Below are 18,940 nucleotides of genomic sequence, written 5' to 3'. Positions count from 1 at the left end.
AACCGGTCTGACGCACAGGTAACACCTTCAATTGACTTCACGCCCCCTCCTCACGAAGATAGGCCTCCCGCCGCCGCACCACAGGCGAACGGGCGCGAAACAGGCCTTTGCAAAACACCGCGACACGACGGTGTGCCTGCTTTTCCAGGATGACTCTCACGCGCTGAACACCCGTCTTCACAGCGCCTGATGGAGGACTTACATGCCGAACATAACCGTTACGTCGCTGCTGGCCATGAAACAGAAAGGTGAGAAAATCACCATGCTGACCTGCTACGACGCAACCTTCGCCCACACCGCCTGCCAGGCCGGTGTCGAAGTGCTGCTGATAGGCGACTCGCTGGGCATGGTCCTGCAAGGTCACGACAGCACCCTGCCCGTCACGACCGCCGAAACCGCGTACCACGTTGCGTGTGTGAAACGCGGTAATCAGGGCGCGATGATTCTCGCCGACCTGCCGTTCATGGCCAACGCCACGCTGGAGCAGACCCTCATCAACAGCGCGGCGCTAATGCAGGCAGGTGCGCACATGATCAAGGTTGAAGGCGCAGCATGGCTGGCCGAGTCGATCCGACTGCTGGCAGAACGCGGGATCCCGGTGTGCGCGCACATGGGCCTGACCCCTCAGGCAGTCAACGTGCTGGGCGGCTACAAGGTTCAGGGTCGACTGGAAGCACAGGCACGGCAGATGCGTGCCGACGCGATCGCGCTGGAACAGGCGGGCGCAGCGATGATCCTGCTGGAGTGTGTGCCGAGCGAACTCGCCGAAGAAATCACCCAGGCGGTGAAAATTCCGGTCATCGGTATTGGCGCGGGCAGCGCTACCGACGGCCAGGTACTGGTGCTGCACGACATGCTGGGCCTGTCCATCAGCGGGCGCGTACCCAAATTCGTGAAAAACTTCATGACCGGTCAGCCCGATATCCAGTCGGCTATCAGGGCCTACGTGGCCGCGGTCAAAGACGTCAGCTTTCCGGCAACTGAACACGGATTCTCGGCATGAACACAGTAAAGACCGTACAGGAACTGCGTGCCGCCGTTGCGCGGGCACGCAGCGAAGGCAAACGGATCGCGTTGACCCCGACCATGGGCAACCTGCACAGCGGCCACGCCGCACTGGTCGCCAAGGCGGCCCAACGTGCCGACTTCGTGGTCGCCAGCATTTTCGTCAATCCGCTGCAGTTCGGCCCCAACGAAGACTTGGCCACTTACCCTCGCACCCTGGCGGCCGATCAGGAAAAACTTCTGCAGGCCGGGTGCAACCTGCTGTTCACCCCAAGCGTCGAGGAAATATACCCGCACGGCATGGCCGACCAGACACTGGTCAGCGTGCCACACCTGTCGCAAGGCCTGTGCGGTGCGAGCCGTCCCGGCCATTTCGAGGGCGTTGCTACGGTCGTCAGCAAGCTTTTCAACATGGTGCAGCCAGACCTGGCGATTTTCGGCGAAAAAGACTTCCAGCAACTGGCGGTGATTCGGGCCATGGTCCGTGACCTGAACATGCCGATCCAGATCATCGGCGAACCTACCGTGCGTGCCGACGACGGTCTGGCGCTGTCCTCGCGTAACGGTTATCTGAATGACGCTCAGCGCGCTGCGGCGCCCGCGCTGTATCAGGCCATCCGCCAGACCGCCGACGCGATCAGCGCAGGCGAGCAGGATTTCGACGCACTGCTGACGAGCAAGAAGCAGCAACTGGAGGCAGCCGGTTTTCGTATCGATTATCTGGAAATACGTGACGCCACCAGCCTGCGCCCGACCACTGCCGAAAATCGCGACGTGGTCATCCTCGCCGCCGCATTCCTGGGTAAAACCCGCCTGATCGACAATCTGCACCTGACCAGAAGCTGACGGGATGCGCCGGGGCAATGAACTAAGCCACACCGGCAATGCCATACCGGTACAGGTTGCCTGAACCACAACCGACAGCATTTGAGCGCAAGCCCCGGTTTCTTGTGTGCGAAAAAGTACCGGGGTCATGTAAGGCGAGGCGCAGACAAACGGGTACGCGAAGGGTAGTCTGCTATGTATAGCCCGTGAGAAAGCTTGCGACCTCGCCCCAAGAATATCCAAAGACAGAACCAGTTAAAGGAAACCCGCAGCGATGGCGTACTACCGCAATCCTTCCGATGTGACCGCTCTGCCCGCCTGGCAAGCGTTGAGCAAACACCGCCAGTCCATGCAGAATTTCAGCATGCGCGAAGCGTTCAATTCTGATCCGCAGCGCTTCAGCCAATTCACCCTCAGCAGCGCCGGCCTGTTTCTCGACTACTCCAAAAACCTGATCACCACCGAGACCCGTGATCTGCTGGTCAGCCTGGCAGGCGAAGTGAACCTCAAGGACGCGATCAAGGCTCAATACGAAGGCGAGCTGGTCAACTCATCCGAAGGTCGCCCGGCGCTGCACACCGCTCTGCGCCGGCCGGTCGGCGACAAGTTGAAAGTCAACGGTGTCGATGTGATGCCGGACGTACACCGCGTACTCAATCAGATGACCGAACTGGTCGGCCGCATCCATGACGGTCTGTGGCGCGGTTACACCGAAAAGCCGATCACCGACGTGGTGAACATCGGCATCGGCGGCTCGTTCCTCGGCCCGGAGCTGGTCTCCGAAGCGCTGGTGGCCTACGCGCACAAAGGTGTCCGTTGCCATTACCTGGCGAACATTGATGGCAGCGAGTTTCACGAACTATCGATGAAAATTCGCGCCGAGACCACGCTGTTCATCGTCTCGTCGAAGTCCTTCAACACGCTGGAAACCCTGAAAAATGCTCAGGCTGCACGCGCCTGGTATCTGGCGCAGGGCGGCTCCGAAGTTGAACTGCATCGCCACTTCATCGCGGTTTCCAGCAACAACGCCGCGGCCGTAGCCTTCGGCATCCGTGAAGAAAACATCTTCCCGATGTGGGACTGGGTTGGCGGTCGCTATTCGCTGTGGTCGGCTATCGGCCTGCCTATCGCGCTGGCTATCGGCATGTCCAACTTCAAGGAACTGCTGTCCGGCGCCTACACCATGGACCAGCATTTCCAGAGCGCCCCTTTCGAACAGAACATGCCGGTTCTACTGGCGTTGCTGGGCGTCTGGTACGGCAACTTCTGGAACGCACAAAGCCACGCGATCCTGCCGTACGACCACTACCTGCGTAACATCACCAAACACTTGCAACAACTGGACATGGAATCCAACGGCAAAAGCGTCCGTCAGGACGGTACGCCGACCTCCACCGACACCGGCCCGGTCATCTGGGGCGGCGTAGGTGCCAACGGTCAGCATGCTTATCACCAGTTGCTGCATCAAGGCACACAGATGATTCCGGCCGACTTCATTGTGCCGATCGTCAGCTTCAACCCGGTTGCCGACCATCACCAGTGGCTGTACGCGAACTGCCTGTCACAAAGCCAGGCTCTGATGATGGGCAAGACCCGCGCCGAAGCCGAAGCCGAGCTGCGCGAGAAGGGCATGAGCGAGGAAGAGGTGCAGAAACTGGCACCGCACAAGGTCATCCCCGGTAACCGCCCGAGCAACACCCTGGTGGTCGAACGCATCAGCCCGCGTCGTCTTGGCGCACTGGTGGCGATGTATGAGCACAAGGTGTTCGTGCAGAGCGTGATCTGGGGCACCAATGCCTTTGACCAATGGGGCGTGGAACTGGGCAAGGAGATGGGCAAGGCCGTGTACCAGCGTCTGACCGGCGGCACCGAAGAGCCGGCTGACGATGCATCGACCCAAGGTCTGATCAACTACTTCCGCGGCCGTCACCGCGGCTGATTTGTCCCTCTCATGGTGATGACCATCGTTCCCACGCTCCGCGTGGGAATGCCGTTCGTGATGCTCTGCGTCACAAAGAGGACGCAAAGCGTCCAGAACTGCATGCCGAGGCGGAGCGTCGGCACGATAGTCAGCCAGGCGATGAGCGCTCCGCGCTTCGAACGAGCTTCAGTCAGTTTTATCCACGCCCTCCCCGATGCACGAGCACGACATGGAATTCATCCGCACCCGCATCGAAACCCAGGTCATCAGCCTTACCGGCCTGGCCCTGGGCCAGCTGGATCTGGAGAACCCCAAGGGCGACCCCGGTCTGTTTGGTCCTCAGGCAGTGTGCTGGAAGGTACACGGCGACTTCACCAGCATGCTGGTCGGCGGCATCAGCGCGTTGATGTTGCAGGCTTTGCACCCGCTGGCACTGGCGGGTATCTGGGACCACTCCAACTTTCGTCAGGACATGCTCGGCCGCCTGCGGCGTACCGGGCAGTTTCTGTCCGGCACCACCTACGGCTCCACGCGAGATGCCAACTGGCTGATCGACAAGGTGCGCAACATCCACCTCAATATCGTCGGCACCGCGCCCGATGGCCGGCCGTATGCCGCCAGCGATCCGGACTTGCTGACCTGGGTGCATGTGGCCGAAGTCAGCAGCTTTCTCGCAGCCCATCTGCGCTACCTCAACCCGGATATGTCGCTCGCCGATCAGGACGCCTACTACGCTGAAACAGCGCTGGTTGCCGAACGGCTCGGGGCAGGTAATGTTCCGCGCTCACGTCAGGCCATCGCTGATTATCTGGCAGACATTCGCGGGCAACTGGTTTGTGACGAGCGTAGTCACGAAGTGCTGCGCCTGCTGCTTGATGCCCCTGCGCCCAACTGGCTGGCCAAGCCTTTCGGTGTATTGATGATGCGTGCCGGTATCGACTTGCTGCCGGACTGGGCGAGCGAAATGCTCGACATTACCCAAGGCCCCGTGCAGCGCCGGATAATCCGCCTGGGCGTAAACAACACCGCGCCCATTTTGCGTTGGGCCGTGCAGGACGGATCAGCGCAACGTGCCAGACGCCGCATGGACGTTACGTAAAGGTTTTCGGCAAAACGTGACCGAGCGGTTCACGGTTGGAACCTGCCTGCCTATCTGTGCCACCATGAGCCCTCAATAACAATGAGGATCAGCACCATGCAGGACGTCGTTATCGTCGCCGCCACCCGTACCGCCGTCGGCAGTTTCCAGGGTTCTCTGGCTGCCGTTGCTGCTGTAGATCTTGGCGCTGCAGTCATTCGCCAACTGCTGGCGCAAACCGGCGTGGACGGCGCGCAAGTCGATGAAGTCATCATGGGCCAGGTGCTGACCGCCGGCGCAGGCCAGAACCCGGCGCGACAGGCTGCCATCAAGGCGGGCCTGCCCTTCTCCGTACCGGCCATGACCCTGAACAAGGTCTGCGGCTCGGGCCTCAAGGCACTGCACCTGGCGACCCAGGCGATTCGCTGCGGTGATGCCGAAATCATCATTGCTGGCGGCCAGGAAAACATGAGCCTGTCCAACTACGTACTGCCGGGCGCACGCACTGGCTTGCGCATGGGCCACACCAGCATGGTCGACACCATGATCACTGATGGTCTGTGGGATGCATTCAATGATTACCACATGGGCATCACCGCCGAGAACCTCGCACAGCAGTACGACATCAGCCGTGAAGCCCAGGATCAGTTCGCTGCCCTGTCTCAGCAAAAAGCGATTGCGGCCATTGAAGGCGGACGCTTTGTCGATGAAATCACTCCGATCCTGATCCCTCAGCGCAAGGGCGAGCCGTTGTCCTTCGCCACTGACGAACAGCCCCGCGCTGGCACCACGGCTGAAACACTCGGCAAACTCAAACCTGCGTTCAAGAAGGACGGCACCGTCACCGCCGGTAATGCGTCTTCGCTCAACGACGGTGCCGCCGCTGTGATGCTGATGAGCGCGGCCAAAGCCGAGCAGTTGGGCCTGCCAGTGCTGGCGCGCGTCGCCGCGTACGCCAACGCAGGTGTCGACCCGGCCATCATGGGCATCGGCCCGGTCAGTGCAACCCGGCGCTGCCTGGACAAGGCTGGCTGGTCGCTGGACGAACTGGATCTGATCGAAGCCAACGAAGCCTTTGCCGCACAGTCGTTGTCGGTCGGCAAGGAACTGGGGCTGGACCCGCAAAAGCTCAACGTCAATGGTGGTGCCATCGCCCTTGGCCACCCGATTGGCGCGTCAGGCTGCCGCGTGCTGGTGACGCTGCTGCACGAGATGATCAGGCGCGATGCGAAGAAGGGCCTGGCCACGCTTTGCATCGGCGGCGGCCAGGGGGTTGCCCTCGCGCTGGCACGCTGAGGGCGCTTACGATCGTAATCAGGCGCCTGCGGGCGCCACTTCCATGTCCACCGGCTCCGGACGCTTGATCAGCGCGTAGATCACGCCGGTCAGCACGCTACCGGCGATAATCGCCAGCAGATACAACAGCGCATGGTTGATGGCGTTGGGGATCAGCATCACAAACAGGCCGCCGTGTGGCGCCATCAGTTTGCAGCCGAAGTACATCGACAATGCACCGGTCAGCGCGCCACCCACGACACTGGCCGGAATCACCCGCAACGGGTCCTTGGCGGCAAACGGAATGGCGCCTTCGGAAATAAAGCACAGCCCCAGCACGAACGCCGCCTTGCCTGCCTCTCGCTCGCTCTGGGCAAACTTGCGACGGGCCAGAATCGTGGCGATGCCCATACCGATGGGCGGCACCATACCGGCAGCCATGGCAGTGGCCATCGGCGCGTAGCTCTGGGACGCCAGCAGACCGACCGAGAACGCATAGGACGCCTTGTTGATCGGCCCACCAAGGTCGACGCACATCATTGCACCGAGCACCACGCCCAGCAGGATGGCGTTGGTGGTGCCCATGCTGTCGAGGAAGTGAGTCAAGGCTTCCAGCATGCCCGCAACCGGCTTGCCGACCACGTAGATCATCACCAGACCGGTGAACAGGCTAGACAGCAACGGGATGATCAGAATCGGCTTGAGCGCTTCGACGCTGGCTGGCAGGCGTGCATAGCGGTTGATCGCTGCAGCACTGTAACCGGCCAGAAAACCGGCAATGATACCGCCAATGAAGCCGGCACCCAGCGTACTCGCCAGCAGACCGCCGATCATGCCAGGCGCAAGGCCCGGGCGATCAGCAATCGAATACGCGATGTAACCGGCCAGCAATGGAACCATGAGTTTGAACGCAGCTTCCCCGCCGATCTGCATCAAGGCCGCCGCCAGCGTGCCTTGCTCTTTGAACGCGGTAATGCCGAACACAAACGACAGGGCGATCAACAGACCACCTGCCACCACCATCGGCAGCATGAACGAAACACCGGTCAGCAGGTGCTTGTACACACCTGCCTTTTCTTGCCTGGCAGGTGATTTGGCAGCAGCCTCGTCGGACTCGACCTGGCCTTCTGCCAAGGCTTTTTTCAACGTTGCTTCGGACTGCTTGAGCGCGATCCCGGTGCCACAACGGTAGATTTTCTTGCCGGCAAAACGATCAGTATTGACCTCGATATCCGCGGCCAGCAACACCACGTCGGCCTCGGCAATAGCCTTGGCGCCGAGCGGATTGCGCGCGCCGACCGAGCCCTGGGTTTCGACTTGCAGGTCGTAATTCAGACGCTTGGCCGCTTGCTGGATCGCTTCGGCAGCCATGAACGTGTGCGCAACCCCGGTCGGGCAGGCTGTGATCGCAACAATGCGCGGCTGCGCACCGGCACCCTCGGTTGCTTGAGGCGTGACCGCCTCAGACGCCGCATGCACCTGCGCTTCTCGCTCGGCGCGTTGCAGAAAAACGTCGACGTCCTGCAACGCATGGGCAGGCGAATCCTGAAACAGACGTTTGCCGACAAAGCGGCTCAAATCCACCGGACCGGTATTGACCACCAGAACAAGGTCGGCGGCTTCGATGTCCTGAGCGGACAACTGCTGGTCCGATTTGTTGGGATCGATGATTTCGACGCTGGTTTCCCAGCCTTGGCGCAATGCCGCCGCTTCGAGCAATCGTGCGCTGAGTACGCTGCTGACCTTGCCGTTCGGGCAGGCCGTAACTATGGCTAACTTCATGACGATCCTCTCTTATTGTTCTGAAAGGCTGCGTACAGTGACGCCGCCTTCAAGCCGTTTGAGTTGCGCGGCATCGGTGATACCGAAACCGATCTGGGTCACTGCCATGGCGGCAATCGCCGTAGCGGTGCGCAAGGTCTTCTGTGGCTCGTGAGCGCTGATCAGCCCGTGCACCATGCCGGCCAGAAGCGAATCACCAGCACCTACCGTGCTGGCCACCGTGACCTTGGGCGGCAGCGAGTGCAGCGCCACACTCGGACTGAACCAGTGCACGCCTTCAGAGCCTTGAGAGATCACCACATGCTCGATGCCCTGCGTGTGCAGGCGAGCAGCCACTTCGGCTTGCGCGGCGATGGAAATGATCGGTGCGTCGAGCGCATCGGCCAGCTCTTCGGTGTTGGGCTTGATCAGCCACGGCCCGGCGGTAAGACCGGCGCGCAGGGCCAGGCCGCTGCTGTCCAGCGCTACTTTCAGACCGAGGTCCTTGAGCATCACCAATAGTTTGTGCAGCCACTCCGGCGTGACACCACGCGGCAGGCTGCCAGCAACGACCACAACTTCGAAACCTGATGCAATCTGTTGCACACGGGCGAACAGCGCTTGCTGTGCCTCTTCACTGACCTGCGGGCCAGGGCCGTTCAGGTCGGTGATGCGGCCACTGCCTTCGGCCAGCTTGATATTGCTGCGGGTTTCTCCCGGCACGCGGACGAACTCGTCAACAAAGTTGCGACGTTCGAACAACGCCTCGAACGCTTGCTGGTTGTCGACACCGAGAAAACCGGCAACGGTCAGGTCATGACCCAGGTCAGCCAGCACCTGCGCCACATTCAGGCCTTTGCCCGCTGCGTGAGTGAGCATTGCATTGCTGCGGTTGACCTGGCCCAGCTCCAACTGGCCCAACTGCACAGTCAGGTCCAGCGCCGGGTTCATGGTCAGGGTAAGAATCTTAGCCATTACACAGCCTCCACAAGCGCGCGGACTTCGGCAGCGCTGCCCGCCGTCAGCGCATTTTGCGCCAGTTGTTGCGCGCTGCTCAGGGTCAGCTCACGCACGCACGCCTTGACCTCGCCAATGCTGCGCGCCGATACACTCAATTCATCCACGCCCAGCCCGACCAGAATCGGCACCGCCAGCGGATCGGCGGCCAGTTCGCCGCACACACCCACCCATTTGCCGTTGGCATGCGCAGCGCGCACGGTCATGTCGATCAGTTGCAGCACCGACGGGTGCAGGCCGTCAGCCTGGGCCGACAGCGTCGGGTGACCACGGTCGATGGCCATTGTGTACTGCGTCAGGTCGTTGGTGCCGATGCTGAAGAAGTCCACTTCCTTCGCCAGCACCGGGGCGATCAGCGCAGCCGATGGCACTTCGATCATGATCCCCAGTTGCAGGTCGCTGACCGGAATCTCCTCGCGCAACCGCTCGGTCATTTCCCGCGCCTGACGCCACTCTTCAAGCGTGCCGATCATCGGGAACATGATGCGCAACGGGCCGCTGTCTGCCGCGCGTAACAGGGCGCGCAGCTGGCTTTCCATCACATCCGGGCGTTGCAGGGTCAGGCGGATACCGCGTACACCAAGAAACGGGTTTTCCTCTTTGGCGATCGGCCAGTAAGGCAAAGGTTTGTCGCCACCCACGTCCAGCGTACGCACCACCAGCGGACGGCCGCCCAGATCAGTCAGCACGCGACGGTATTCAGCTTCCTGCGTGGCTTCATCGGGGGCCTGGGAGTGCGCCATGAACAGCAGCTCGGTGCGCAGCAGGCCAACGCCTTCCGCGCCCTGCTCCACAGCCGCTGGCGTCCCGGTGCTGTCACCGATATTGGCGAAGACTTCGACGGCATGCCCGTCACGCGTCACAGCAGGCTCCATACGCGCTGCCGCTGCGGCCTTGAGACGCTCTTCGCGGGCATCACGGTCCTGGGCGGCGCGCTGCAGGGTTGCTTCATCGGGTGCGACGGTCAGCCGCCCGCGCTGGCTGTCGAGCAGCAGTACGGTGCCGGGCTTGAGCAGCAGCACTTCGTCACCGGCACCGACCAGTGCGGGAATGCCCAGCGCACGCGCCACGATGGCACTGTGCGCGGTCGCGCCGCCACGGGCGGTGAGGATGCCAGCGACCTGCGCCGGGTCCAGACGGGCTACGTCGGATGGGCCGACTTCGTCCATCACCAGAATGTAAGGTTCGTCCGGGGCCGCAACGGTTTCAACGCCACAGATCTGCGCCAGCACGCGACGCCCCACATCACGCAGGTCGGCGGCACGCTCGGCCAGCAGCGCGTCCTGCAGTTGTTCCTGCTGAACGGCAGCGGTCTCGATGACCGTGGCCCAGGCCGCAGCCGCGCTTTCGTCGTTGTTGAGGCGCGCCTCGACTTCGTTGGTCAGTTCCGGGTCTTCGAGCATTTCCTGGTGGGTGATGAAGATTTCCCGGATGGCCTTGGACTTGCTGCGCTGAATGAGGTTCTCGATGTCGCTGCGAACTTCACCGATCGCCTTGTGCAGACGCTCGCGTTCGGCAGCCACAGACTCACCCTGCTGCGGATAATCAAAGCTTTGCAGCACCTGAACGTGGGCCGGGCCGATAGCAATGCCCGGCGAAGCAGGCACGGCCTGCAACACGCTACCGGCAGCCGGGGCGTTGAGCGGCTTGGCTACAGCAGCAGGCGCTGGTGCAACCTGAGCCTCTGAAGCAACGGGCAAAGGTTCGACTTCTTCACCCAGGCCCTGCTCCACTGCGGCGATCAGGGCAGGCAACGCGTCGTTGGCAATCGTCGGTTCGGCAATGAACTCCAGCGTCTGACCACGGCGGGCGCCGAGGCTGAGCAGCTTGCTCAGGCTCTTGGCCGACACCGCAGATTCGCCGCTTTCCAGCACGCGCATGCGGATCTCGCCGTCAAACTCCTTGGCCAGTTGTGCCAGTATCTTCGCCGGACGGGCATGCAAGCCGTGGGCATTGGCCAGCTGGACGCGTTGGGTCGGCCACTCGGCAGGCACTTCGCCGCCCAGAGCTTCCAGCACAACGCGACTGTTGGTGGCGTGGCCCAACTCATGGCCACGGCCTTCGATCAGCAACAGGCACAGGCGCTCCAGCAGCGCCTGATGCGCCTCACCCAGACTGGCGAGACAGAACAGACCGGTCAGCGGCTGGCCCAGATAACGGATAGGTTTGTCCGGCGTGACGAACGCCAGACCAGGACGTTTGACCGTTTGCTCGCTGTGCAGCCACCACAGGCCATCACCCAGCGACAACGCTTCAACCTGCTGCAGCACGGCAGCGAAACCGTTGCTCACGCAGTCGGCTTTGCGCAGCAGGCGTGCGCCGCGCCAGACCAGTTCTTCAAAATCGTCGGCCGATACGCCGAGGCTGATCATCTGTGCGTCGAGCGCCAGTTCCTGAGGTGCGCCCTGCAGCAGTTTGAGCAGGTCTTCCGGCGTCTTGGCTTCACGCAGCGCCTGGCCCAGATCCTCTTCACCCAACGCGCGGGTCAGCAGTTGCAGCAGACGCAAGTGCTCATCGGACTTGGCCGCAATACCAATCGCCAGATAGACCATTTGCCCGTCGCCCCAGTCCACCCCTTCGGGGAACTGCATCAGACGCACGCCGGTGGTAACCACCAGATCGCGGGTTTCGGGGGTACCGTGCGGGATGGCGATGCCCTGACCGAGAAAGGTCGAGCCCTGCTGCTCACGGCTCATCAGCCCGGTGAGGTAGCCCTCGGCAACCAGGCCATCAGCGACCAGGTGGTCGGCAATCAGCTTAAGTGCGGCAGTTTTATCCACAGCCGACCGGGCCATGGATATTTGCTCCAGAGTGAGTTCGAGCATTGCCTTGACTCCTGTGCAGCGCCAAGGCGCCACCTGATTCTTGTTTTAATGACGATCACGTGATCGACAGCTTGGGGGGATGCAAGTGATGCTTGTCCGGACATCGTATCGGACATCACTTTCATCTAGATTGCAGCAGACAACAGGCGTGCTGAATCGTTTAATCTACAATTGCCCGGCACGTTACTCGATTCTGAGGATTCATTGAAGCCCAGTCGGTCTGATCACTGTGGGACACTTCCCAAAATACTTGAAGCACATGGGAATTTCCTACGGTCTGGTGTAAAGATCATCGTCATAGCAAAAATAATTCGACTGTCCAGAGCCACTTACCTGACTAAAGGAAATTTCGGGGTGAAACTGAGCGATATTGCACGTCTGGCAGGTGTTTCTGTCACTACGGCCAGTTACGTGATCAATGGCAAGGCCGAACAACAACGAATCAGCCCGGCAACGGTCGAGCGCGTCAAGGCAGTGGTCGAGCAACATGACTTCCGACCCAACCCGCAAGCGGCGGGCCTGCGCAGCCGTCACAGCAAAACGCTGGGCTTCATCCTGCCGGACCTGGAAAACCCCAGTTATGCGCGCATCGCCAAATTGCTTGAACAGGGCGCACGCAGTCTCGGCTATCAACTGCTGATTGCCAGCTCCGATGACGACCCTGTCAGCGAACTGCAGCTCTTGCAGCTTTTCCGTGCACGCCGTTGCGATGCGCTACTGGTCGCCAGTTGCTTGCCACCTGATGACGACAGCTACCGCGACTTGCAGCTCAAGGGCATGCCGATCATCGCCATCGACCGGGAAATGAATCCCGAGTTTTTCTGCTCGGTGGTCAGCGACGACCATGACGCGAGCCTGCAACTGACCCGCAGCCTGCTGCAAACCCGACCGCGACACATCGCCCTGATCGGAGCACGCCCAGAGCTGAGCATCAGTCGCGCGCGTGCCGCAGGCTTCGAACACGCACTCGACGGTTTTACCGGAGCCACCATCATCGAGCACGGCGAAGCGTTCAGCCGTCAGTGTGGCCAGCGTTTGATGACGGAGATGCTACAGCGTCAGGGGCATTTTCCCGATGCGCTGATCACCACCTCCTATGTGCTGCTGCAAGGCGTCTTCGATGTGCTGCAAAGTCAGGCACTGCAATCGACTCAATTGCACCTGGGCACCTTCGGCGATACACAACTGCTGGACTTCCTGCCGTTGCCCGTCAATGCCATGGCCCAGCAGCACCAGTTGATCGCCGACACGGCGCTGCAACTAGCCCTGGCCGCTATCGAGAAGGATACTTATCAGCCTGGCGTGCATGCCATTGCACGCGCCTTCAAGCAACGTATTCACGAGGTGTGAATGTGACGCTGATCGATACCCACACCCACCTGGACTTTGCGGACTTCGATGCCGACCGCACTCAGGTCCTGGATAGCTGCCTGTCACTCGGCGTGCAGCGCATCGTGGTGCTCGGTGTGTATCAGCGCAACTGGCAGCGGCTGTGGGCGCTGACCGAAGCCAACCCTGCCCTGCATGCAGCTTTCGGGCTGCATCCGGTGTACATCGATGAGCACCGGGCCGAACACCTGAACGAGCTGGCGGGCTGGCTGACGCGTCTGCAAGGCCATCCGCAGTTGTGTGCAGTGGGCGAGATCGGTCTGGATTATTACGTCGAGCATCCGGACAAGCCACGTCAGCAGGAGCTCTTTGAAGCACAACTGCAATTGGCATCAGACTTCAACCTGCCCGCCCTGCTGCATGTGCGCCGCAGTCACGCTGACGTAATTGCCGCCCTCAAACGCCACAAACTCAAACGCAGCGGCATCGTTCACGCCTTTGCAGGCAGTCGTGAAGAGGCGCGTGAATACATAAAGCTGGGCTTCAAACTGGGCCTTGGCGGCGCAGCGACATGGCCGCAGGCGCTGCGCATGCATCGTGTCATCGCCGAGCTGCCGCTGGACAGCGTCGTGCTGGAAACCGACTCACCGGACATGGCACCTGCCATGCACCCCTACATACGCAACAGCCCGCAGCACTTGCCTGAGATTTGCCGAGCGCTCGCCGACCTGATGAAGATCCCCTCGGAGCGCCTGGCCCAGGCGAGCACCGAGAATGCCTGCGAGCTGTTCGGCTGGCCTCGTACAGCCAGCGCCTAAGTCAAAATCGTTGGGTCAACACTGCTGAGCCGAATCAGCGCAACAGGGTCCACAACGCAAATCCTGCGTACCAGACAATCGCTGCACGAACCAGCAACTCCCAGAGCATGTCGAGACCGGTAACGCCTTGCGGACCGATCACCGGCGGCGGCACCTCGCTGGCGGCGCAACCCACGCGCGTAATCAGCTGTGCGGCGCTGATGTTCCAGTTGAGCAGTTCGTGCAACATCACGCGACTCACGGCTACAAAGTTGCCGACCAGCGCAAAGCTTGCGGCGAGCAGCCTGACCGGCACCCACTCAAAGGCGTGGCGCAGTTGCCCTGCCCGCTCTACCAGTGCAGGTGTCGTACCCTGTTCAGCGGCAAGCGCCAACAGCCTGTAGGCCAATGCCGCTACCGGGCCGAGCACGAAATACCAGAAAATAACGGCGAAGAAACTCTGAAACGCCTGCCAGAGCATGTAGCCCTGCACGCCGTGCAGCAATTGCTCGCCGTTGTCTGCCTGCACACCCATGTCGCGCCCGGCCACGTGCACCGCAGCCTGCGTATCCCCACGTCTGCAGGCATCACGAAACGGCCCGAGTACCGCGATCAGATCAACCCGGCCCAGGCTGTAGATCAGCACCAGCAAGTGGATAGGCAGGACCAGCCAGCCATAAGCCACCGAGCCAATGATGGTCAGCGCCAGTTGCAGCAGCAGGACAGGCACTAGAACCAGCAGCGCCAGCATGACCCAGGGACGTGTCGCCGTCCGCGGGCTGGCTTCGAGCCTGGCCAGTTCCTTCAGCCAGGGCCCGTCACGCTGAACGCGCTGACGCAGCGCCGAAAACTTCTCGACAAGAACGGCCAGCAGTAGCACCAGAAAACTCATTGTTCGTCCCTCACATCAATCCAGCAAAGCCGCTTGAAACCTGGCCCAGTCAAAAAATGGGCCAGGGTCAGTCTTGCGTCCCGGCGCTATGTCACTGTGACCGCAGATGCGCTCGGGGGTGATTGCCACGAAAGCCCGACGCAATTGACGCGTCAGCTCGATCAGAGCGTCGTACTGCGCCTCGGTGAACGGCTGCTCGTCAGTTCCTTCCAGCTCAATGCCGACAGAGAAGTCATTACAGCCCTCACGCCCTTGAAAACTGGAAACCCCTGCGTGCCACGCGCGATCAAGACAGGAGACGAACTGAATGACCTCGCCATCACGTTCAATCAGAAAATGCGCTGAAACGCGCAGATCGGCAATCCCCACAAAGTAGGGATGCTCGGTGCTGTCAAGCTGGTTCTGAAAGAAAGCCTGCACTTTGCCGGTCTTGAATTGCGCAGGCGGCAGACTGATGTTGTGGATGACCAGCAGCGAGATTTCGCCTTCGGGCCGCGCATTGAAGTTGGGTGAAGGGCAATGCTGTACGCCATCGCACCAGCCGCTTGCGGAGTCCAGTTGCATGAGCGCTCCTTGAACGGGCGGATAAGTGGCGCTGATTATGCCCGCGACAGGAATGGATGTGGAGGTTTAGCCGTAGACCCGCGGTGTAGGAAACACACGCTACACAGCTGAGATAGGTGGCGCGGGCTTCACGAACTGCATGCCGACGCAGAACGTCGGCAATACAATCAATCAGATAAGATCAGGCACCCTTGAGCTTGCGCAGGTTGCTGATGACCGATTCCAGTGCCCGGTCAAACAGCAGCGCATCATCGAGAATCCGCACGGCACCGCGACGAAACTCGATGGCAAGACCGGTACGGGTCTTTTCCAGGACCTTCATGCCGGTTCGGTTGACGAACACATAGCGCCCGGTCGGCTCGACAATCGCGGTCAGTTTGCAGCGCAGCTTGTGCTCTTCATCTTCCTGAATCTCGACCCAGCAACCGACGCGCAACTTGTCGACCATCTGCAGGCCGGCATCGTCGGCAGGCAGCTGCACAGTTGGCTCATTGAGCATCCGCTCTTCGGGTGTGACCAGAACGATTTCTTCAACAACGGCCATCATCGGCGGGCTTTCAACGAGCTGTGCGCCTGTCAACGACGTTTCACCACCTTGGGCATCACCGCCTTCCTGCAAGCGCGAGAAGTGCTGGAACGCCTGAACATGCAGCGATTCCAGCTGGCTGAAGAATTCACTGGTGGCAAACGGGTCGAACGCAGCGCTGGTCAGGCCATCGCGCAGGGACTTGAGCAGCCCGGGCACCAGATCAAGCAAGCGCTGCAGCGCCTGGGGGTCGTCATGTTGTTCGACGCTCCAGATCAGCTCATCCATGGTTGCCAGTCCGGCCTGCCATTCGCTGGACTCTTCGCCATGCTTGAGGCAGGTCAGCAGAAGCACCTTGCTCCAGGCCTCCTGCAACAGACGCACAACCACTTCCGGCAAGGTGCGGCCCAGAAGGCGCTGATTCAACTCATGCTGCACCTGCTGGCGTGCCAGTTCGGCACGCGCGCGGCCCTCTTCGGCATCGCGGGTGCGCTGTTCAAGCAGCTCGCTGCGACGACGTTCGTCACTGGTGAACGCCAGAAAATCCGCCAGCAATTCAGAGAAGATTGCCGGATCATCGACAAAGTCATTGAGCAGGCGCTGCACGATCTGCTCGACGCGCTGATAAAGCGAGTCGCGCTGATAGTCATCACGACTGCCCCAACCCAGCGCGGCAGTGGCAATTTCGTTGAGCAGGCGACGGGCCGGATGGCTGCCGCGACTGAAAAAGCTTTTATCGAGCACCGCCACTTTGAGCATCGGGATCTGCAAGCGCCCGATCAGCGCACGCAATGAAGGCGTCAGGTTGCGATCATCGAGGATGAACTCGAAGAGCATGGCAATCAGGTTGATCACATCCTCGTCGCCGCCGCCGACAATCCTGGATTTGCCGGTTTTGACGTTGACTCGGGTCAGCAACTGTTCCAGCTGATTGCGCAGGTCAAAATCGTCTGCGGTGTCTTGAGACGGGACGTACTGCTGCAGGTGAGAAAGCAGGCGCAGCAGGTCCCGGCTGGAAATCGGCCGAACCTCGGCATTGGGCTCATGACGCGGAGCAAGGTTGCCGCGAACCTGCAGCAACAATTCCTGCAGGGCAGAGAAAACTTCCTGCACCCCCTTGTCGAGCTTGTCGGCGGCTTCATTCAGCGCAGGATCGGACATCTCGGAGACACGATTCCTGGGAGCCGCCCGATCAGACGATCGACGGGCCGGCAGTGCTTTCATGTCCGGCAACACACCCGTGGCAATCAACAGTTGATTGGCTTCACTGTAAAGGTGGTCAGTATTGGCCAGGACGTATTTCTCGAACAGCTTGAGAATGATCAGCTTGACCTTGATCTCGACGCCAAGGCTACGTCCTGCATCCAGGAAAAACCGGCACAGCATTGCCGGACCCAACGGGTTGGCATCCTCGGCGATAGCTTGCGGAATCAGAACATTCAGGCGTGCAGTGAGCTGGCCCAGCGCGAGGCTGTCACGGCTCATGACCTTGCTGACCATGGCATCCACCGCCACGGTCTTCTCGAGGTCATCGTTATGCACCAGAGCCAGTTTGTCGAACGACACGGCAGTGGGCAGCACGGGCTCGTGAATTTGATACTGGCCCAAAGCCAGAAAAGACTCATAAAACTTGTCGAGGAAGCCACGCTCGATACTTTTACGCTTGAGGCGCAGGTCGCGCATGGCTTCAAAGAAAATGTTCTGATCAGTATTGCTGCGGGCGCGGTCAGCCATTTCGAACAGCGTATCGTCGGCATTGTCGAACAGCGCCTGCAACGCATCCTTGAGCTGCTGGGCCGCCTTGTCGCGGACCTGCAACAACACAACAGGTAATCGGGCCAAAGGAGTACCGGCCCCCTGCGCGGGGAGCAGTTTGCTCAACGGCACTACTTTTTCGTCGTTCGGCATTACACCCCCTGACAGGAAACAACCTGAACCCCATCACAAACGTGGCTTGCTACCCTCGCACTGTGAAGCGACCCGCTTGGCCTTGCAAAACGTCAAAGTCATGACGTCAATTACAAGTCGGATTATCTTTCAAAACTTGTCATCAACGCCAGTGACACTTCTATGGTTGTCGTTGGAACTGTGACAAGGCACTCATATGCTGCGATAGACCGCGATATTCGCTTTCCATCGCAAACGAATTTGCCAAACCGACCAACTGCATGTTCTCAAGGCTGCACCGGGGCATCGCCGCAGGTGGGTTAGCGGTGTGCGGTGCCTTATACTCGGACGACTTTGCTACTGGAGCCCGCTATGCCGAATTTACGAATTGCCGACCTGAGCGCCGAGATCGAAGCCAATGTGCGCCGCGCATTGCTTGAGGATGTCGGCAGCGGCGATATCACCGCCCAATTGATTCCGGCGGAACGGCTGGCCAAGGCCACCATCATTTCCCGCGATGCAGCGGTAATCGCCGGCACCGCATGGGTCGATACGGTCTTCCGCCAACTGGACCCTCGCGTGGCGGTGCACTGGCAGGTGACCGATGGCGACCGGGTCAGCCCTAATCAGGCGCTGTTTCACCTGGAAGGTCCGGCTCGCTCGCTGCTAACCGGCGAACGCAGCGCGCTCAACTTTCTGCAGATGCTCTCGGGTGTGGCCACGCGTGCGCAGTACTTCGCCGACATGGTCTCGGGCACCCAGGTCAAATTGCTGGACACCCGCAAGACGCTGCCGGGCCTGCGCCTGGCGCAGAAATACGCCGTCACCTGCGGTGGCTGTCATAACCATCGCATCGGTCTGTACGACGCTTTTCTGATCAAGGAAAACCATATCGCAGCCTGTGGCGGCATTGCCCAGGCGGTAGAGGCAGCCCACCGGATTGCACCGGGCAAGCCTGTGGAAGTCGAGGTGGAAAGCCTGAGTGAACTCAAGCAGGCGCTGGACGCAGGTGCCGATATCATCATGCTCGATGAGCTCAGCCTCGATGACATGCGCGAAGCCGTGCGGCTGACCGCTGGCCGCGCCCGCCTAGAAGCCAGCGGCGGCATCAATGACGACACCCTGCGGGTAATTGCCGAGACCGGTGTGGATTACATTTCCATTGGTGCGATGACCAAGGATGTGAAGGCCGTGGACCTGTCCATGCGCCTGAGCCTCTGATATCGCGCACAAACGCG

The 18,940-nt window shown here is 60.8% G+C and carries 14 protein-coding genes; 8 read left to right on the top strand and 6 right to left on the bottom strand.

The window, feature by feature from the left end:
* The first annotated feature begins 202 nt into the window (after nt 1-202).
* The 5 genes from panB (at nt 203) to RYB09_RS11760 (ending at nt 6,125) form a co-directional block, all read left to right on the top strand.
* Nucleotides 203-1,003: a 3-methyl-2-oxobutanoate hydroxymethyltransferase gene (gene panB, locus RYB09_RS11780; RefSeq protein WP_316888549.1), complete on the top strand. Its 801-nt coding sequence runs from the start codon at nt 203-205 to the stop codon at nt 1,001-1,003.
* On the top strand, nt 1,000-1,851 hold the full coding sequence (gene panC, locus RYB09_RS11775) for a pantoate--beta-alanine ligase (protein ID WP_058400365.1): 852 nt from the start codon (nt 1,000-1,002) through the stop codon (nt 1,849-1,851). The genes panB and panC overlap by 4 nt, the downstream gene beginning before the upstream one ends.
* A 253-nt stretch (nt 1,852-2,104) precedes the next feature.
* Complete coding sequence (gene pgi / locus RYB09_RS11770; RefSeq protein ID WP_316888546.1) at nt 2,105-3,769, top strand: glucose-6-phosphate isomerase; 1,665 nt, start codon at nt 2,105-2,107, stop codon at nt 3,767-3,769.
* Between the two features lie 211 nt (nt 3,770-3,980).
* A complete protein-coding gene (locus RYB09_RS11765; RefSeq protein WP_230017493.1) occupies nt 3,981-4,850 on the top strand; it encodes an oxygenase MpaB family protein in 870 nt (289 codons plus the stop codon).
* A gap of 96 nt (nt 4,851-4,946) precedes the next feature.
* The gene (locus RYB09_RS11760) at nt 4,947-6,125 is read left to right on the top strand and encodes an acetyl-CoA C-acetyltransferase (protein ID WP_316888545.1); all 1,179 of its coding nucleotides are present in this window, start codon (nt 4,947-4,949) and stop codon (nt 6,123-6,125) included.
* An 18-nt stretch (nt 6,126-6,143) separates the two neighbouring features.
* Here the strand turns inward: RYB09_RS11760 and RYB09_RS11755 are convergent, their stop codons facing one another.
* From RYB09_RS11755 to ptsP, 3 genes are read right to left on the bottom strand one after another with little or no spacing between them, the layout of a single operon-like run.
* The gene (locus RYB09_RS11755; RefSeq protein WP_316888543.1) at nt 6,144-7,886 is read right to left on the bottom strand and encodes a PTS fructose-like transporter subunit IIB; all 1,743 of its coding nucleotides are present in this window, start codon (nt 7,884-7,886) and stop codon (nt 6,144-6,146) included.
* A 12-nt stretch (nt 7,887-7,898) separates the two neighbouring features.
* Complete coding sequence (gene pfkB / locus RYB09_RS11750) at nt 7,899-8,840, bottom strand: 1-phosphofructokinase (protein WP_316888541.1); 942 nt, start codon at nt 8,838-8,840, stop codon at nt 7,899-7,901.
* On the bottom strand, nt 8,840-11,707 hold the full coding sequence (ptsP, locus tag RYB09_RS11745) for a phosphoenolpyruvate--protein phosphotransferase (protein WP_316888539.1): 2,868 nt from the start codon (nt 11,705-11,707) through the stop codon (nt 8,840-8,842). Before ptsP ends, pfkB begins: the two co-directional genes overlap by 1 nt.
* Nucleotides 11,708-12,061: 354 nt before the next feature.
* Between ptsP and cra the strand changes: the two genes are divergently transcribed.
* Together cra and RYB09_RS11735 are read left to right on the top strand one after the other, a co-directional pair.
* A complete protein-coding gene (gene cra / locus RYB09_RS11740) occupies nt 12,062-13,057 on the top strand; it encodes a catabolite repressor/activator (RefSeq protein ID WP_005732355.1) in 996 nt (331 codons plus the stop codon).
* Nucleotides 13,054-13,854: a TatD family hydrolase gene (locus RYB09_RS11735; protein WP_316888536.1), complete on the top strand. Its 801-nt coding sequence runs from the start codon at nt 13,054-13,056 to the stop codon at nt 13,852-13,854. Before cra ends, RYB09_RS11735 begins: the two co-directional genes overlap by 4 nt.
* A 34-nt stretch (nt 13,855-13,888) precedes the next feature.
* Here RYB09_RS11735 and ampE read toward each other — a convergent pair whose 3' ends face one another.
* The 3 genes from ampE to RYB09_RS11720 all read right to left on the bottom strand — a co-directional run bounded on the left by ampE (nt 13,889) and on the right by RYB09_RS11720 (nt 17,723).
* Complete coding sequence (gene ampE / locus RYB09_RS11730; RefSeq protein ID WP_010196296.1) at nt 13,889-14,725, bottom strand: regulatory signaling modulator protein AmpE; 837 nt, start codon at nt 14,723-14,725, stop codon at nt 13,889-13,891.
* A gap of 15 nt (nt 14,726-14,740) precedes the next feature.
* Nucleotides 14,741-15,289 carry a 1,6-anhydro-N-acetylmuramyl-L-alanine amidase AmpD gene (ampD, locus tag RYB09_RS11725; protein WP_004658638.1) on the bottom strand — a complete coding sequence of 183 codons (549 nt, stop codon included), beginning with the start codon at nt 15,287-15,289 and terminating at the stop codon, nt 14,741-14,743.
* A gap of 181 nt (nt 15,290-15,470) precedes the next feature.
* Nucleotides 15,471-17,723, bottom strand: coding sequence for a DUF1631 domain-containing protein (locus RYB09_RS11720; protein WP_316888533.1), 2,253 nt, complete (start codon nt 17,721-17,723; stop codon nt 15,471-15,473).
* Nucleotides 17,724-18,074: 351 nt separating this feature from the next.
* Here RYB09_RS11720 and nadC point away from each other — a divergent pair, with 351 nt between their 5' ends.
* On the top strand, nt 18,075-18,923 hold the full coding sequence (gene nadC / locus RYB09_RS11715; protein ID WP_058400357.1) for a carboxylating nicotinate-nucleotide diphosphorylase: 849 nt from the start codon (nt 18,075-18,077) through the stop codon (nt 18,921-18,923).
* Nucleotides 18,924-18,940: the final 17 nt, after the last annotated feature.

It is taken from the genome of Pseudomonas syringae group sp. J254-4 (genome assembly GCF_032586855.1).
GTDB classification, from domain to species: domain Bacteria; phylum Pseudomonadota; class Gammaproteobacteria; order Pseudomonadales; family Pseudomonadaceae; genus Aquipseudomonas; species Aquipseudomonas amygdali.
This window is presented reverse-complemented; position numbering and strand designations above follow the sequence as displayed.

Coding starts and splice junctions, on each gene's coding strand:
- panC (WP_058400365.1), top strand. CDS start 1,000: ATGAACACAGTAAAGACCGTACAGGAACTGCGTGCCGCCGTTGCGCGG.
- ampE (WP_010196296.1), bottom strand. CDS start 14,725: ATGAGTTTTCTGGTGCTACTGCTGGCCGTTCTTGTCGAGAAGTTTTCG.
- RYB09_RS11760 (WP_316888545.1), top strand. CDS start 4,947: ATGCAGGACGTCGTTATCGTCGCCGCCACCCGTACCGCCGTCGGCAGT.
- ptsP (WP_316888539.1), bottom strand. CDS start 11,707: ATGCTCGAACTCACTCTGGAGCAAATATCCATGGCCCGGTCGGCTGTG.
- RYB09_RS11720 (WP_316888533.1), bottom strand. CDS start 17,723: ATGCCGAACGACGAAAAAGTAGTGCCGTTGAGCAAACTGCTCCCCGCG.
- RYB09_RS11755 (WP_316888543.1), bottom strand. CDS start 7,886: ATGAAGTTAGCCATAGTTACGGCCTGCCCGAACGGCAAGGTCAGCAGC.
- RYB09_RS11765 (WP_230017493.1), top strand. CDS start 3,981: ATGGAATTCATCCGCACCCGCATCGAAACCCAGGTCATCAGCCTTACC.
- ampD (WP_004658638.1), bottom strand. CDS start 15,289: ATGCAACTGGACTCCGCAAGCGGCTGGTGCGATGGCGTACAGCATTGC.
- nadC (WP_058400357.1), top strand. CDS start 18,075: ATGCCGAATTTACGAATTGCCGACCTGAGCGCCGAGATCGAAGCCAAT.
- pgi (WP_316888546.1), top strand. CDS start 2,105: ATGGCGTACTACCGCAATCCTTCCGATGTGACCGCTCTGCCCGCCTGG.
- panB (WP_316888549.1), top strand. CDS start 203: ATGCCGAACATAACCGTTACGTCGCTGCTGGCCATGAAACAGAAAGGT.
- pfkB (WP_316888541.1), bottom strand. CDS start 8,840: ATGGCTAAGATTCTTACCCTGACCATGAACCCGGCGCTGGACCTGACT.